A 15,167-nucleotide genomic window follows, 5' to 3' on the forward strand; every position below is an offset into this window, starting at 1 on the left:
CTCGTGCCGCCGACTACGCCAGACTGTCCCGCCACGCCCGATGCAGATCCGCGAACCTGCCGGTCCCCGCCACGAGTTCGGCCGGTGTGCCGTCCTCGACGATCTGCCCGTGCTCCATGACCAGCACGCGGTCCGCGATCTCGACCGTGGACAGCCGGTGGGCGATGACGACCGCCGTGCGCCCGTGCAGCACCGTCGACATCGCCCGCTGCACGGCCCGTTCGCCGGGGATGTCGAGGGAGCTGGTCGCCTCGTCGAGGATCAGCACGGCCGGATCGGCGAGCAACGCCCGGGCGAACGCGACCAGTTGGCGCTGACCGGCGGAGATACGGCCACCCCTCTTGCGTACGTCGGTGTCGTAGCCGTCCGGGAGCGAGCTGATGAAGTCGTGCGCGCCGATGGCCTTCGCCGCCTGCTCGATCTCCTCGCGGGTGGCGTCGGGGCGGCCGATGGCGATGTTCTCGGCGACCGTGCCGGAGAACAGGAACGCCTCCTGCGTCACCATCACCACCCCCCGCCGCAGTTCCGGCACGGCGAGCTCGCGCAGGTCGACGTCGTCGAGGAGGACCCGGCCGTCCGAGGGGTCGTAGAAGCGGGCGAGCAGCTTGGCCAGCGTCGACTTGCCGGCGCCCGTGGAGCCGACGACCGCGACCGTCTGGCCGGCCGGGAACGTGAGGTCGAAGCGGGGCAGCACCTCGCCGCCGGTGCGGTAGCCGAACCGGACTCCGTCGAAGACGACCTCGCGGCCGGGGTGCTCCGACTCGAGGGCCGGCAGCTGCCGGGGCGCCCGCGGCTCGGGCACGGACGGGGTCTGGGCGAGCAGTCCGGCGATCTTCTCCAGGGAGGCCGCCGCCGACTGGTACGAGTTGAGGAACATGCCGAGCCGGTCGATCGGGTCGTACAGCCGGCGCAGATACAGCACGGCCGCCGCCAGGACACCCAGGGCGAGCGTGCCGCCCGCCACCCGGTAGGCACCCCACAGCACGATCCCCGCGACGGCCGTGTTGGCGACGAGCCGGGAGCCGACGACGTAACGGGCCATCTCCAGCAGCGCGTCGCCGTTCGTCCGCTCGTGCCGGGTGTTGAGGACCCGGAAGTCGGCGTCGTTGACGGCCTCGCGGCGGAAGGCGCGCACCGGTCGGATGCCGTTCATCGTCTCGACGAACTTCACGATCACGGCCGCGATCGCGGTGGAGCGCACGGTGTACACACGTGCGGCGCGCCGCCGGTAGCTCCGTACCAGGAGGTACAGCGGCGCGAAGGAGGCCACGGCCACCGCACCGAGGCCGAGGTCGAGCCAGAGCAGCAGCGCCGAGATGTAGACGAACGAGAGGATGACGGTGACGAGTTCCTGCAGCCCCTCGTCGAGCAGCTCGCGCAGGGACTCCACGTCCGTCGTGGAGCGCGAGATGAGCCGCCCGGACGTGTAGCGCTCATGGAAGTCGAGGCTCAGGGCCTGGGCGTGGCGGAAGATACGGCCGCGCAGGTCGAGCAGCACGTCCTGGTTGACGCGGGCGGAGAGCAGGATGAACGCGTACTGCAGCACGCCCGACGCCACCGCGCACAGCAGATAGCCGGCCCCGACCGCGACCAGCGGGCCGAGATCGTCGCGGCGGAACGCCGGTACGGCCGTGTCGATCGCGTACGCCACCAGCAGCGGGCCCGCCTGCACCGCCGCCTGCTGGAGCAGCAGGAGCAGCGTGGTGACGGCGACCCGCGCCTTCATCGGGGCGAGCAGGGAGCGCAGCAGGGCGGCGGTGGCGCCCGGTGGAGTGGGCAGGACGTCGTGGTCGAAGGGGTCGTCGGGCCGCGGGGATTCGGGTCCCTCCTCGGCCGGCTCTTCCTTGCCCGGTGCGGTGGCGGTCGTCGCCGTCATCGGTGGGCCTCCTCGGTCCCGGCCATGAGGTGGGCGTATTCGGCGTTCGTGCGCAGCAGTTCGTGATGGGTGCCGACGGCGGCGATACGGCCGCCGGAGAGCAGGGCGACGCGGTCCGCCAGGAGCACGGTGGACGGGCGGTGGGCGACGATCAGGGCGGTGGTCTCCGCGAGCACCTCCCGCAGGGCGGCCTCGACGGCGGCCTCGGTGTGCACGTCCAGGGCGGACAAGGGGTCGTCCAGCACCAGGAAGCGGGGCCTGCCGACCACCGCCCGCGCGAGCGCCAGTCGCTGTCGCTGGCCGCCGGAGAGGCTGAGGCCCTGCTCGCCGACCTGGGTGCCGGTGCCGTGCGGCAGGGCGTGCGCGAAGTCGGCCTGCGCGACGGCGAGCGCCCGCTCCAACTCGGGTTCTCCCGCGTCGGCGGAGGTCCCCATCAGCACGTTCTGGGCGACGCTGGCCGAGAAGAGGGTGGGCTCCTCGAAGGCGACGGCGACGAGTTCGCGCAGGGTGTCCCTGGGCAGCTCGGCGATGTCCTTGCCGTCGAGGGTGATGTGGCCGGATGTCACCTCGTGGAGGCGGGGGACCAGGGCGGTGAGGGTGGTCTTGCCGCTGCCCGTCGCCCCGACCAGGGCCATGGACTCGCCCGGGCGGATGTGGAGGTCGATGTCGGCGAGGACGGGTGGGGCGTCGGTGGGGGCGTCGGGGTAGCGGAACGAGACGTCGTGGAAGCGGAGTCCCCTGTCCTCGAGCCCCGTTGAGCGGGTAGCGGTGGCGGCCGGCGCAGTGGCACCGGCCGCGGTCGGCTCCTCCTGCTCGGCGTCCATCACCTCGAAGTACCGCTCGGTCGCCGTCGCCGCCTCCTGACTCATCGCCAGCAGGAAGCCGATCGAGTCGACGGGCCAGCGGAGCGCGAGTGCCGTCGACAGGAACGCCACCAGCGTGCCCGCCGACAGCTGACCGTCCGCCACCTGGATCGTGCCCAGCACCAGCGCCGCCCCGATGGCCACCTCGGGCAGCGTCACGATGACGCCCCAGATCGTGGCGAGGAGCCGGGCCTTGCGCAGTTCCGTGCCACGCAGGGTCCGCGACAGTTCGCGGAACGCGCGGGCCTGGCTGCGGTGCCGGCCGAACCCCTTGATGATCCGGATGCCGAGCACGCTCTCCTCGACGACCGTCGTCAGATCACCGACCTGGTCCTGCGCGCGGCGCGCCACCGTGGCGTACCGCTTCTCGAAGATCACGCAGGTGACCATCACGGGTACCGCCGGGATCAGGATCACCAGCCCCAGCGTCCAGTCCTGGAGCAGCATGATGATCACGCCGGCGAGGATGGTCACGGCGTTGACCAGCAGGAACGTCAGCGGAAACGCGAGGAACATCCGCAGCAGCATCAGGTCGGTCGTGCCCCGCGACAGCAGCTGGCCCGACGCCCACCGGTCGTGGAAGGCCACCGGCAGCCGCTGCAGATGCCGGTACAGATCCGCCCGCATCCCCGCCTCGACGCCGGCCAGCGGTCGGGCCACCAGCCACCGCCGCAGCCCGAACAGCAGCGCCTCCGCGACCCCGAGCAGGAGCAGATACAGCGCCCCGAGCCAGACCCCGGCCGGATCCCGGTCCGCGACGGGCCCGTCCACCATCCACTTCAGGACGAGCGGAATGACCAGCGACAGACAGGAGGCGAGGATCGCCACGAACGCCGCGGTGAACAACCGCACCCGCACGGGCCGCACGTAAGGCCACAGACGCAACAGCGTCCGCACGGCGGAACGGTCGGACCGGTCAGGGCTGTCCTCGGCGGTTGCACGTGTCGTCACCATCAGCAGCGAGCCTACGGATCGGCACTGACACTGCCCACCGAGTTTTGGCCCGTCCGCGATCCGTCGCTGGTCCTACGACCTGCGTGTTCGAGGGGTCGTACAGAGCGAGCCGGTGGGGGTCGTACGCCGGCATCAACCGATCGGCCGATGTCCCTTCGAGCGCGACGGCCGATGTGGCGCACCCCGCCCCGCCGCGACCCTGATGCCATGTCCGTCATCGAAGTCACCGACCTGCGCAAGACCTACGGCGGCCGAACCGTCGTCGACGGCGTCTCCTTCACCGTCGAGGAAGGGGAGATCTTCGGCATCCTCGGCCCGAACGGCGCCGGCAAGACCACCACCGTCGAGTGCATCGAGGGCCTGCGCGTCCCCGACGCGGGCCGCGTCCGTGTCAACGGCCTCGACCCCGTCGCCGACCACGACCGCGTCACGCACGTCCTCGGCGCACAGCTCCAGGAGGGCCGCCTCCAGGAGAAGCTCACCGTGCGCGAGGCGCTCCAGCTGTACGCGGCCTTCTACCCGAACTCCGCCGACTGGCGCCCGCTCGCCGAGCGTCTGGGCCTGACCGACCGGCTCGGCGCCCGGTTCGGCAAGCTGTCCGGCGGCCAGAAACAGCGGCTGTTCATCGCGCTCGCCCTCATCGGCAACCCCCGCATCGTGGTCCTCGACGAGCTGACCACCGGCCTCGACCCACGTGCCCGCCGGGACACCTGGCAACTCATCGAGGAGGTGCGGGCCGGCGGGGTGACCGTCCTGCTGGTCACCCACTTCATGGAGGAGGCACAGCGGCTCTGCGACCGGATCGCCGTGATCGACAAGGGAAGGATCGCCGCCCTGGACACCCCGGCCGGGCTGATCCGCCGCTCCGCCGGCGCCACGGTGATCACCTTCACGCCGTCCGCGCCGCTGGACGAACAGGAGCTGAGCGCCCTGCCCGCGCTGGCCTCCGTCGCGTACAAGGACGGTCGGATCACCCTGGCCGGCAGCGACGAGACGGTCAACGCCGTGATCACCCTGCTCGCCCGCCACCGCGTCACCGCCCACCAACTGCGCGTCAGTGACGCCACGCTGGACGACGCCTTCCTGGACCTGACGGAGACGGACCTCACGGAGACCACGCCATGAACACCGCCGTACTGCGCACCGAGGCCCGCCTGCTCGCCCGCGAACCGGGCAGCCTCTTCTGGATCCTCGTCTTCCCGCCCGCGCTGCTGGCCGTCCTGGGCGCCGTCCCCGCCTTCCGCGAGCCCCAGGACGGACTCGACGGTCTGCGCATCGTCGACACGTACGTCCCCGTGACCGTGCTGGTCGGCATGATCGTCGCCGGGGTGCAGTCGATGCCGGCGGGCATCACCGGCTACCGGGAGCACGGCATCCTGCGCCGGATGTCCACCACTCCGGTCCGGCCGTCGGCGCTGCTGTCCGCGCAGATGCTGGTCCACGCCCTGGCCGCCGTCCTCTCGGCGCTGCTGGCGCTCGCGGTCGGGCGGCTCGCCTACGACGTACGACTGCCCGGACAGCCGTACGGCTATCTGCTCGCGCTCGTGCTCGCGGTCCTCGCCGCGCTGGCCCTCGGGTCGGTGATCTCGGCGGTGTCCCGGACCGTGAAGATCGCGGGTGCCGTCGGGACGGCGGTGTTCTTCCCGATGCTGTTCTGCGCGGGCGTGTGGCTGCCGGTGCAGGCCATGCCCGACGTGATGGCCGACGTCGTCGGACTGACGCCGTTCGGCGCCGCCGCGCAGGCCCTCAACGAGGCCACGGCGGGGGACTGGCCGGGCTGGGGCCACCTCGGCGTCATGGCCGCCTGGACGGTCGTGCTGTCGGTGGCGGCCGCGCGCTGGTTCCGCTGGGAGTAGGGCGCACATGCAGACTGGTGGCATGACCGCGGTGGACACCGACATCGAGCGGCGCTGGGAGCTGATTCGCAGCAAGGGGCCCTACGGGCTGCTCGCCGTCGCCACGCTGCTGTCGGTCGCCACCTCCGAGCTGACGCCGGGCGCGGCGGAACGGATCGCGGTCGCGGGGCTGGTCGCCGCGGGTTTCGCACTCCAGCTGTGGTGGGTCCGGGCGAGCCGCACCCGCCCCGGCCCGTCCACCGCCGGCACCGTGTACTACACCGTGCGCTGGGCCCTCGGCTTCGCGCTCACCTGGCTGAATCCGTTCTTCGCCTTCTACGCGGTCACCGGCTACTTCGACGCCGACGAGCTGTTGCGCGGGCGGCGCCTGCCGTGGATCGGCCCGTTCGCCTGCTCCATCGCCGTCTCGGGCGCGCAGGCCGGGGGGCTGCCGTTCAAGGAGTCCGTGCAGTGGGTGGTGTTCGGCGCGCTCGTGGTGGTCAACAACGTCATCCTGACCGTGGTCGGCCACCTCACCTCGCAGCAGGAGGAACGCTCCCGCGCCCGCGCCGAGACCATCGCGGAACTCGAACGCACCAACACGGCGTTGCAGCAGGCGCTGGACGAGAACGCCGCGCTGCACGCCCAACTCCTCGTCCAGGCCCGGGAGGCGGGTGTCGCCGACGAGCGCCGGCGCCTGGCCGCCGAGATCCACGACACCATCGCCCAGGGCCTGACCGGCATCATCGCCCAGCTCCAGGTCGTCGCGAACGCCCCCGACCTGCCCACCGCCCGCACCCACCTCGACCGCGCGTCCGCCCTCGCCCGCCACAGCCTCGGCGAGGCCCGTCGCTCGGTGCACAACCTCGCCCCCGTCGCCCTGGAGAACGACGGACTGCCCGAGGCCCTGAAGAGCACGGTCGCCGCATGGGCCGAACGGACCGGCGTGCGCGCGGGGTTCACGGTCACCGGCACCACGGAACAACTCCACGACGAACTCTCGGCGACGCTGCTGAGGATCGCCCAGGAGGCCCTCTCCAACACCTCCCGGCACGCCCGCGCGACCCGGGTGGGCGTCACCCTGTCCTTCCTCGGCGACGAGGTGATCCTCGACATCCGCGACGACGGCCGGGGCTTCGACCCGCTCGCCCTGCCCGAGCGCAGCCACGCGGGCGGCTTCGGCCTCGCCGGCATGCGCGCCCGCGCCGAACGCATGGCCGGTTCCCTCACCGTCGAGTCCGAGCCGGGGCACGGCACGGCCGTGTCGGCTCGCGTACCGTTGGTGCGCCATGAGTAGTGACGAGCCGTCCATCTCCCTGCTGATCGTCGACGACCATCCCGTCGTACGGGACGGTCTGCGCGGCATGTTCGAGTCCGCGCCCGGCTTCCGCGTCCTCGGCGAGGCCACCGACGGGGTGGAAGCGGTCGACAAGGCCGCCGTCCTCGACCCCGACGTGATCCTGATGGACCTGCGCATGCCGGGCGGCGGCGGGGTCGACGCGATCGCCGAGCTGACCCGGCGCGGCGCCCGCGCCAAGGTCCTCGTACTGACGACGTACGACACGGACACCGACACCCTCCCGGCGATCGAGGCGGGCGCGACCGGCTACCTCCTCAAGGACGCCCCGCGCGACGACCTGTTCACGGCCGTACGCGCCGCCGCCGAAGGCCGCACCGTCCTCTCCCCGGCCGTCGCCTCCCGCCTCGTCTCCGCGGTCCGCGCCCCCGGCAACGAGCCGCTGTCCGCCCGCGAGCGCGAGGTACTGGCCCTGGTCGCCAAGGGAACGTCCAACCGTGAGATCGCCCGCGAACTCTTCATCAGCGAGGCGACCGTGAAGACCCACCTCACCCACCTGTACGCCAAGCTGGGCGTCAAGGACCGGGCGGCGGCGGTGGCCACGGCGTACCAGCGGGGGATCCTGGGCTAACCCGCATAGGGGAGGAGACCGGAGGCGATCCTCTCCCAGGACGCCTTCAGCTCCGCCAGCAGCTCCGGCTCGTCGGACGCCAGGTCGGCCTGCTCCCGCTGGTCGGCGCCGAGGTCGTACAGGTGGTCGGTCCCCTTGTCGTCCCGGTAGTACTTCCAGTCGCCGCGCCGCAGGGCCCGGTTGGCCCGCACCCGCCAGAACAGGTCCCGCTCCGGCAGCTCCTCGCCGCGCAGCAGGTAGTCCCCGAGACTGGTGCCGTCCAGCGGATACGCCGGGTCGGGCCGCGCGCCGCCCAGCTCCAGCAGGGTCGCCGTCCAGTCGGGGGAGAAGACCGGCTCGTCGCTGACCTGCCGGCCGTCGATGCGGGCGGGCCAGCGCAGGATCGACGGAACCCGGATGCCGCCCTCCAGCAGCACGAACTTCTCCCCGCTGAGAGGCCAGTTGTAGGAGTAGCGCTCACCGCCGTTGTCGCTGGCGAACAGCACGACGGTGTTCTGCTCCTGCCCCGACCGGCGCAGCGCGTCGAGTACCTCGCCGACGGCCGCGTCGAGGCTCTCCACCATCTGGGCGTACTTCTCGACCGAGCCGCCGTCGTAGTGGTTCAGCGCCCGGCTGACCTCCGCCTGGCTCTTCGCGGCCCGGATCCTCGCCTCGATTTCCGTGCCGGTCTCCTCGTCACCCTCCGCGAGCCAGGGCCAGTGCGGGGTGGTGAAGTTGAGATTGAGCAGCCACGGCGTGCCGTCGTGGTCCCGGCTCACGTAATCGACGGCCCGCTCGGTCAGCACGGTCGTGTAGTACCGCAGGTCCTTGTACTCCGCGTCGCCCTCGTAGAGGTCGTACGTGCCCAGCTGGCCGAGCTTGGAGAAGTACTCCAGGACGCCCCCGAAGTTCCCGAAGAACTCGTCCCACCCGGACTTGGTGGGGCTGTGGTCCGGCAGCCAGCCGCAGTGCCACTTGCCGATCAGCGCGGTGGCGTAGCCGGCCCTCTTCAGCAGCGAGGCCAGGGTGGGGTGGTTGGGGTCCAGCCCCTGTGCCCTGTTGGCGATCGGCTCGGCGAGCCCGCCCGGCGTACGGCCCGGATAGCGCCCGGTGTAGAGGCTGAACCGGGTCGGTGAGCAGGTCGCGGACCCGGAGTACGCGTTCGTGAACCGCACCCCCTGCCGGGCCAGCCGGTCCAGGTTCGGGGTCCTGATGTGCGGGGCGCCGTACGAGGACAGGTCGGCCCAGCCGAGGTCGTCGCCGAGGATGACCAGGATGTTGGGGCGCCTGCCGGACGCGCCGGGGCGGCGGGCCTTGAACGGGCGCTCGGCGGGGACGGCTTCGGGGGCATCGGCGGCTGCTGCGGCGGTGGTCGTGGCGGCGACGGCGGTCACGGCGCCGCCGCCGACCAGACCACCGAAGGCACGGCGGGAGATCTCGGGCATGCCTCTCAGTCGATCAGCGGGCCGAGCCCCGTGACCAGGCAACCGGCGCGTAGTTCACGCGACTGCAACGCCACGTCGGCAAACCTCTCTCAGTCGAGCACCCGCAGCAGCAGCACGGCCCGCGCCGGCACCGTGATCGCCGCCCCCGCCCGGTGCTCCACGCCCGGCGCCTCCGCCTGCTCCTCCCGTGAGGTGTCGACGACCACCTCGTACCGCTCCGCCCATGGCGGCCCCGGCAGGACGAAGGTCACCGGACGGTCGCCGGCGTGCAGGACGGCCAGGAAGCTGTCGTCGAGGATCGGCGCACCCCGCTCGTCGCGGCCCGGGATGTCCCGGCCGGAGAGGTACATGCCCAGCGTGGCGGCGGGGGCGTACCAGTCCCGTTCCGTCATCTCCGCGCCGCGCAGGGTGAACCAGGCCAGGTCCCGCAGGCCGTCGGCCGAATGCGCCCGCCCGGAGAAGAAAGCGCGGCGGCGCAGCACGGGATGCCGGTGGCGCAGCTCGATCAGCCGGGCCGTCAGATCGAACAGGGCCTTCCAGCCCGGGTCCTCCAGCAGCCCCCAGTCCAGCCAGCTGATCTCGTTGTCCTGGCAGTAGGCGTTGTTGTTGCCCCGCTGTGTCCGCCCCAGCTCGTCGCCCGCGACCAGCATCGGCACGCCCGTCGACAGCAGCAGGGTCGTCAGCAGGTTCCGCAACTGCCGCCGCCGCAGCGCCCGGACGCGCTCGTCGTCCGTCTCGCCCTCGGCCCCGCAGTTCCAGGACCGGTTGTCGTTCGAGCCGTCCCGGTTGCCCTCGCCGTTCGCCTCGTTGTGCTTGCGCTCGTAGGACACCATGTCCCGCAGCGTGAAACCGTCGTGCGCCGTCACGAAGTTGACCGAGGCGTACGGCCGCCGCCCGCCCCACGCGTACAGGTCGCTCGACCCCGACAGGCGGTACCCCAGATCCCGTACGTCCGGCAGCGCGCCCCGCCAGAAGTCCCGTACGGCATTGCGGTAGCGGTCGTTCCACTCCGTCCACAGGGGTGGGAAGGCGCCCACCTGGTAGCCGCCCGAGCCCACGTCCCACGGCTCGGCGATCAGCTTCACCCGGCGCAGCACCGGATCCTGCGCGATGACGGCGAGGAACGGCGAGAGCATGTCGACGTCGTGCATGGAGCGGGCCAGCGCCGCCGCCAGGTCGAAACGGAAGCCGTCCACGCCCATCTCCGTCACCCAGTAGCGCAGGGAGTCGGTGATGAGGCGGAGCACGTGCGGCTGTACGACGTGCAGTGTGTTGCCGCAGCCCGTGTAGTCGGCGTACCTGCGGGCGTCCGACTGCAACCGGTAGTACCCGCGGTTGTCGATGCCCTTCAGCGACAGCGTCGGGCCCAGCTCGCCCGCCTCCGCGGTGTGGTTGTAGACGACGTCGAGGATGACCTCGATCCCGGCCGCGTGCAGGGCGTGCACCATCCGCTTGAACTCGCCGACCTGCTGACCGGTCGTACCGGAGGCGGCGTAGGCGGCGTGCGGGGCGAAGTAGCCGATGGAGTTGTAGCCCCAGTAGTTGCGCAGGCCCTTGCGCAGCAGATGGTCCTCGTGCGCGAACTGGTGTACCGGCAGCAGCTCCACCGCCGTCACCCCCAACTTCACCAGGTGCTCGATGGCCGCCGGGTGCGCGAGACCGGCGTAGGTGCCCCGCAGCTCCTGCGGTATCCCCGGATGCAGCTCGGTGAAGCCCCGGACATGCACCTCGTAGATCACCGAGTCCGCCCACGGCGTCTTCGGCCGCCGGTCGTCCATCCACTCGTCGTCGGGGGCGTCGTCGTGGACGACCACGCCCTTGGGGACGTACGGCGCCGAGTCCCGGTCGTCGCGCACGGTGTCGGCGACATGCTGCTGCGGCCAGTCGCGGACATGCCCGTACACCTCGGGCGGCAGGCTGAAGTCGCCGTCCACCGCACGGGCGTACGGGTCGAGAAGCAGTTTGGCCGGGTTCCAGCGGCCCCCGGTCCACGGGTCCCAGCGGCCGTGCACCCGGTAGCCGTAGCGCTGACCCGGCATGACCCCCGGCACGAAGCCGTGCCAGATCTCGTGCGTCAGCTCCGTGAGCCGGGCCCGGGTCTCCTTGCCCTGCGCGTCGAACAGACACAGCTCGACGGCCTCCGCTCCGCCCGCCCACAGCGCGAAGTTGGTGCCCGCCACCCCGTCCGGGCCGACCCGGAAGCGGGCGCCGAGCGGCATCGGCGCGCCCGGCCACACCGGCACGGCCGGGGCCTTGCGCCGCGCCCCGTTCACGACGGCGGCCGGGCGCCCCTCCTCAGCGGCGACCGCCCCGGCCACCGCCTCCTGCTCGGCTGCGCTCGACACCTGTCGGCCTCCCACGGCTCAGGGACCCCACGCACAGGGAAAGAGAGCCCACGGTGTCCCGGTCCGCGGCTCCCCATCGCGTCGTCCTCCCCACTGTTCTGCCCACCGCCGGGCTCGCACTCACGTTTCCCCAGGGCCACCCCGGTCGTTGGGGTCTTCGTGAGGCACGTACAAGGGCGCGCGCGGCGCGCGGGGGCCGTGTTGGCCGCCGTACTGACATGGGCAGGACTGCTGGCCGGAGCTGCCGGCTGTACTTCGGACGGCGGTGGCGCGGACCGGACGCCGGGCAAACCCCGGGCGCCCGAGGACGTCATCCGGGTCACGCCCGACGACGAGACCAAGGGCGCACGCCCCGACGACCCGCTGCTCGTCCGCGTGCTCAGCGGGCGCCTGGAGTCGGTGAAGGTCGTCAAGTCGCAGGACGCCCAGGACACCCCGGTGCCCGGGCAGATCTCCGGGGACGGCCGGCGCTGGGAGCCCGAGGACCCCAGGCTCGCGCTGGCCGCCGCATACACGATCGACGCGGTGGCCGTCGACGGCCACGGACGCCGCAGCGCACGGCACACGACCTTCACCACGTACGTCCCCGAGGAGCGGTTCATCGGATACGTCGCCCCGGAGAACCGCTCCACCGTCGGCACCGGAATGATCGTCTCGCTGGACTTCAACCGCGAGATCCAGAACCGCGCCGCCGTCGAACGGGCCATCGAGGTCACCGCCGAGCCCGCCGTGGAGATCCGCCCGCACTGGTTCGGCGGGGGCCGCCTCGACTTCCGTCCCGAGCACTACTGGAAGCCCGGCACACGGGTCACCGTCGCGCTGCGGCTGCGGGACGTCGAGGGGGCGCCCGGGGTGTACGGGCAGCAGTACAAGACGTTCTCCTTCACCGTCGGACGCCACCAGGTCTCCGTCGTCGACGCGGCCAAGCACACCATGGAGGTCCGGCGCGACGGCGAGCTGCTGACGACCGTGCCGGTCACGGCAGGCTCCCCGAAGACCACCACCTACAACGGCAAGATGGTCGTCACCGAGATGCTGGAGCTGACCCGGATGAACGGCGCCACGGTCGGCTTCAAGAAGGCCAACGGCAAGGGCGAGTACGACATCCCGGACGTCCCGCACGCCATGCGCCTGACCAACTCCGGCACCTTCCTGCACGGCAACTACTGGGCGGACGCCTCCATCTTCGGACGGAGCAACGTCAGCCACGGGTGCGTGGGGCTCAGGGACGTCAAGGGCGGCGGTTCGGAGACGCCGGCGGGCTGGTTCTTCGACCGCAGCCTGGTCGGGGACGTCGTCGAGGTCGTCCGCAGCAACGACAAAAAGGTCGCTCCCGACAATGGCCTCGGAGGATGGAATATGGGCTGGAAGGAGTGGAAGGCCGGGAGTGCGGTGAAGTAACAGGACAGGGGGGTCGGTTGCCCGACCGGCCGACCGTCCGTCGATGTTGGAACGGAACGGTGACAAACGCGCGGCGTCGGCGCCCTGGCCTTGTGGTTAATATGCGCCGATGAGCGCGGCAAATGCGCGGGGGCGCGGGCCTGACCAGGCCCGGGGGAGGGGAGAAGGACTTGAACGTGCGGCCGATATCGGGGGCGTCGGTTGACGCGCGCGGGAGGCGTGGGCGCAAGGGGCTGGCGGCGATGGCCGGAGTGCTGCTGCTCGCCGTCACCGCGTGCGGCGGGAGCGGCGGATCGGACTCCGGGGCCGGTGACGGCAAGGGCGGCGACTCCTCCACGGCGGAGGCCAAGAAGTCGCAGGCGGTGGTGACCATAGCTCCGGGCGACGGCACCAAATCCGTCGAGACCAGCGGGGCGCTGAAGGTGACCGCGGCCAAGGGCCGGCTGACGGACGTCGAGGTCAAGGACACCAAGGGCAACGCGATAGCCGGGAAGATATCCGGCGACGGCGCCACCTGGACGCCGTCCACGCACCTCGCCGCCGCCACGAAGTACTCGGTGCACGCGGTCGCCAAGGACTCCGACGGCCTGGAGGCCGCCAAGGAGGCCGACTTCACCACCCTGACCCCGAAGAACACCTTCCTCGGCCGGTTCACCCCCGAGGACGGCTCCAAGGTCGGAGTCGGAATGCCGTTCTCGATCCGCTTCGACCGGGGCATCACCAGCCCCGAGGACGTCGAGAAGGCCATCACCATCAAGACCGAGCCGGCCGTCGAGGTCGAGGGCCACTGGTTCGGCAACGACCGCCTCGACTTCCGGCCCGAGAAGTACTGGCAGGAAGGCACGAAGGTCACGGTCGACCTCAACCTCGACGGCGTCGAGGGCCGCGACGGCGTCTACGGCGAGCAGGACAAGAAGGTCACCTTCACCATCGGCCGCAACCAGGTCTCGATCGTCGACGCGAAGACCAAGAAGATGAAGGTCACGCAGGACGGCAAGGTCGTGAAGACCATCCCCGTCACCACCGGCGCGCCCGGGTACGAGACCTGGAACGGCCAGATGGTCATGACCGAGAAGTTCGTGCAGACCCGTATGAACGGCGACACGGTCGGCTACGACGGCGAGTACGACATCAAGGACGTCCCGCACGCCACCCGCCTGACCGACTCCGGGACCTTCATCCACGGCAACTACTGGGGCGGCGGCGTCTTCGGCAACACCAACGCCAGCCACGGGTGCATCGGCCTGCGCGACGTCAAGGGCGCGTGGGACAAGGACACCCCGGCCGCGTGGTTCTACAACCACTCGATGATCGGCGACGTGGTGGTCGTGAAGAACTCCGCGGACGGGACGGTCGCTCCGGAGAACGGCCTCAACGGCTGGAACATGTCGTGGGAGAAGTGGAAGGCGTAGTGCCGCAGTGATGGTCCTACGGCCCCGACGCTGACATACGGCCCTGGTGCACGGCCTCGACTGTGAGGTACGGCACCGGGGCCGTACCCGTTAGTCCCCGTTAACCTGCCTCCATGACCGTGAATCTCGAAGTCGCCGAAGGTGTCGGTACCCTCCGCCTCGACCGACCGCCCATGAACGCGCTGGATGTCGCCACCCAGGACCGGCTCAAGGAGCTCGCCGAGGAGGCGGGCCGTCGTGACGACGTACGGGCCGTGGTGATCTACGGCGGGGAGAAGGTGTTCGCGGCGGGCGCGGACATCAAGGAGATGCAGGCCATGGACCACGCGGCGATGGTCCTGCGCGCCCGGGCCCTGCAGGAGTCGTTCACGGCGGTGGCCCGCATCCCGAAGCCGGTCGTGGCGGCGGTGACGGGCTACGCGCTCGGCGGTGGGTGCGAGTTGGCGCTGTGCGCGGACTACCGCATCGCCGGGGACAACGCCAAGCTGGGCCAGCCGGAGATCCTGCTCGGCCTGATCCCGGGCGCCGGCGGCACCCAGCGGCTGGCCCGGCTGATCGGCCCCTCGAAGGCGAAGGACCTGATCTTCACGGGCCGCATGGTGAAGGCGGACGAGGCGCGGGAGCTGGGCCTCGTGGACCGCGTCGTGGCGCCGGACCAGGTCTACGCCGAGGCGCACGCCTGGGCGGCGAAGCTGGCGCAGGGTCCGGCGATCGCGCTGCGTGCGGCGAAGGAGTCGATCGACACCGGTCTGGAGACGGACATCGAGACGGGCCTCGCGGTGGAACGGGGCTGGTTCGCGGGCCTGTTCGCCACGGAGGACCGGGAGCGGGGGATGCGGAGCTTCGTGGAGGAGGGGCCGGGCAAGGCCAAGTTCCTCTGAGCGTCGGGAAATTCCCGGTCTGAAACTCCGTCGAACCACTTGCAATTGACAGGACGTCTGATCCGGGTCCCTCGATGGGGCGGTTTATGGCAGCCTTAAGGCAGCCTTAAGCGTGCCTTGTCGAGGGAGCCTGTCGATTGCCTCCAGCGGACCCTCCGTCGCAGCTCAGGTGGGCTGTGGATGGCTCCGAACTGCCCCTGTCATATGCCAACCGTGCCCTGCGGAATGACCGCTTCCGGGGGATGTAT

At 71.2% G+C, this 15,167-nt stretch carries 11 protein-coding genes; 7 read left to right on the top strand and 4 right to left on the bottom strand.

The features are described 5' to 3' along the window. Positions 1-13 precede the first annotated feature (13 nt). Both ACWGDB_RS23615 and ACWGDB_RS23620 read right to left on the bottom strand, forming a co-directional pair. Positions 14-1,876 (bottom strand): ABC transporter ATP-binding protein, encoded by a 1,863-nt coding sequence (locus ACWGDB_RS23615; protein ID WP_453824217.1) that lies wholly within the window; start codon positions 1,874-1,876, stop codon positions 14-16. Next, the gene (locus tag ACWGDB_RS23620; protein WP_453824218.1) at positions 1,873-3,693 is read right to left on the bottom strand and encodes an ABC transporter ATP-binding protein; all 1,821 of its coding nucleotides are present in this window, start codon (positions 3,691-3,693) and stop codon (positions 1,873-1,875) included. Before ACWGDB_RS23620 ends, ACWGDB_RS23615 begins: the two co-directional genes overlap by 4 nt. A gap of 207 nt (positions 3,694-3,900) precedes the next feature. Here ACWGDB_RS23620 and ACWGDB_RS23625 point away from each other — a divergent pair, with 207 nt between their 5' ends. From ACWGDB_RS23625 to ACWGDB_RS23640, 4 genes are read left to right on the top strand one after another with little or no spacing between them, the layout of a single operon-like run. Next, positions 3,901-4,818 carry an ABC transporter ATP-binding protein gene (locus tag ACWGDB_RS23625; RefSeq protein WP_453824219.1) on the top strand — a complete coding sequence of 306 codons (918 nt, stop codon included), beginning with the start codon at positions 3,901-3,903 and terminating at the stop codon, positions 4,816-4,818. Continuing rightward, positions 4,815-5,549 (top strand): ABC transporter permease, encoded by a 735-nt coding sequence (locus ACWGDB_RS23630; RefSeq protein ID WP_453824220.1) that lies wholly within the window; start codon positions 4,815-4,817, stop codon positions 5,547-5,549. The genes ACWGDB_RS23625 and ACWGDB_RS23630 overlap by 4 nt, the downstream gene beginning before the upstream one ends. A gap of 22 nt (positions 5,550-5,571) precedes the next feature. Then, positions 5,572-6,825, top strand: coding sequence for a sensor histidine kinase (locus ACWGDB_RS23635; RefSeq protein ID WP_453824221.1), 1,254 nt, complete (start codon positions 5,572-5,574; stop codon positions 6,823-6,825). Next, positions 6,818-7,456, top strand: a complete 639-nt coding sequence (locus tag ACWGDB_RS23640) for a response regulator (protein ID WP_383628616.1) — start codon at positions 6,818-6,820, stop codon at positions 7,454-7,456. Before ACWGDB_RS23635 ends, ACWGDB_RS23640 begins: the two co-directional genes overlap by 8 nt. Here ACWGDB_RS23640 and ACWGDB_RS23645 read toward each other — a convergent pair. Further along, the gene (locus ACWGDB_RS23645) at positions 7,453-8,880 is read right to left on the bottom strand and encodes a sulfatase family protein (protein WP_453824222.1); all 1,428 of its coding nucleotides are present in this window, start codon (positions 8,878-8,880) and stop codon (positions 7,453-7,455) included. The two genes, ACWGDB_RS23640 and ACWGDB_RS23645, sit on opposite strands and share 4 nt — an antisense overlap. An 89-nt stretch (positions 8,881-8,969) precedes the next feature. Next, a complete protein-coding gene (gene glgX, locus ACWGDB_RS23650) occupies positions 8,970-11,225 on the bottom strand; it encodes a glycogen debranching protein GlgX (RefSeq protein WP_453824223.1) in 2,256 nt (751 codons plus the stop codon). 159 nt (positions 11,226-11,384) lie between these two features. On the opposite strand from glgX, the gene ACWGDB_RS23655 reads away from it, so the two are divergent. The 3 genes from ACWGDB_RS23655 to ACWGDB_RS23665 all read left to right on the top strand — a co-directional run bounded on the left by ACWGDB_RS23655 (position 11,385) and on the right by ACWGDB_RS23665 (position 14,919). After that, positions 11,385-12,626 carry a L,D-transpeptidase gene (locus ACWGDB_RS23655; RefSeq protein WP_453824224.1) on the top strand — a complete coding sequence of 414 codons (1,242 nt, stop codon included), beginning with the start codon at positions 11,385-11,387 and terminating at the stop codon, positions 12,624-12,626. Positions 12,627-12,796: 170 nt separating this feature from the next. Then, complete coding sequence (locus ACWGDB_RS23660) at positions 12,797-14,038, top strand: L,D-transpeptidase (RefSeq protein ID WP_453824225.1); 1,242 nt, start codon at positions 12,797-12,799, stop codon at positions 14,036-14,038. Between the two features lie 113 nt (positions 14,039-14,151). Then, complete coding sequence (locus ACWGDB_RS23665) at positions 14,152-14,919, top strand: enoyl-CoA hydratase/isomerase family protein (protein WP_383607539.1); 768 nt, start codon at positions 14,152-14,154, stop codon at positions 14,917-14,919. Positions 14,920-15,167 lie beyond the last annotated feature (248 nt).

The sequence above is a fragment of the Streptomyces sp. NPDC055013 genome, from assembly GCF_053608645.1.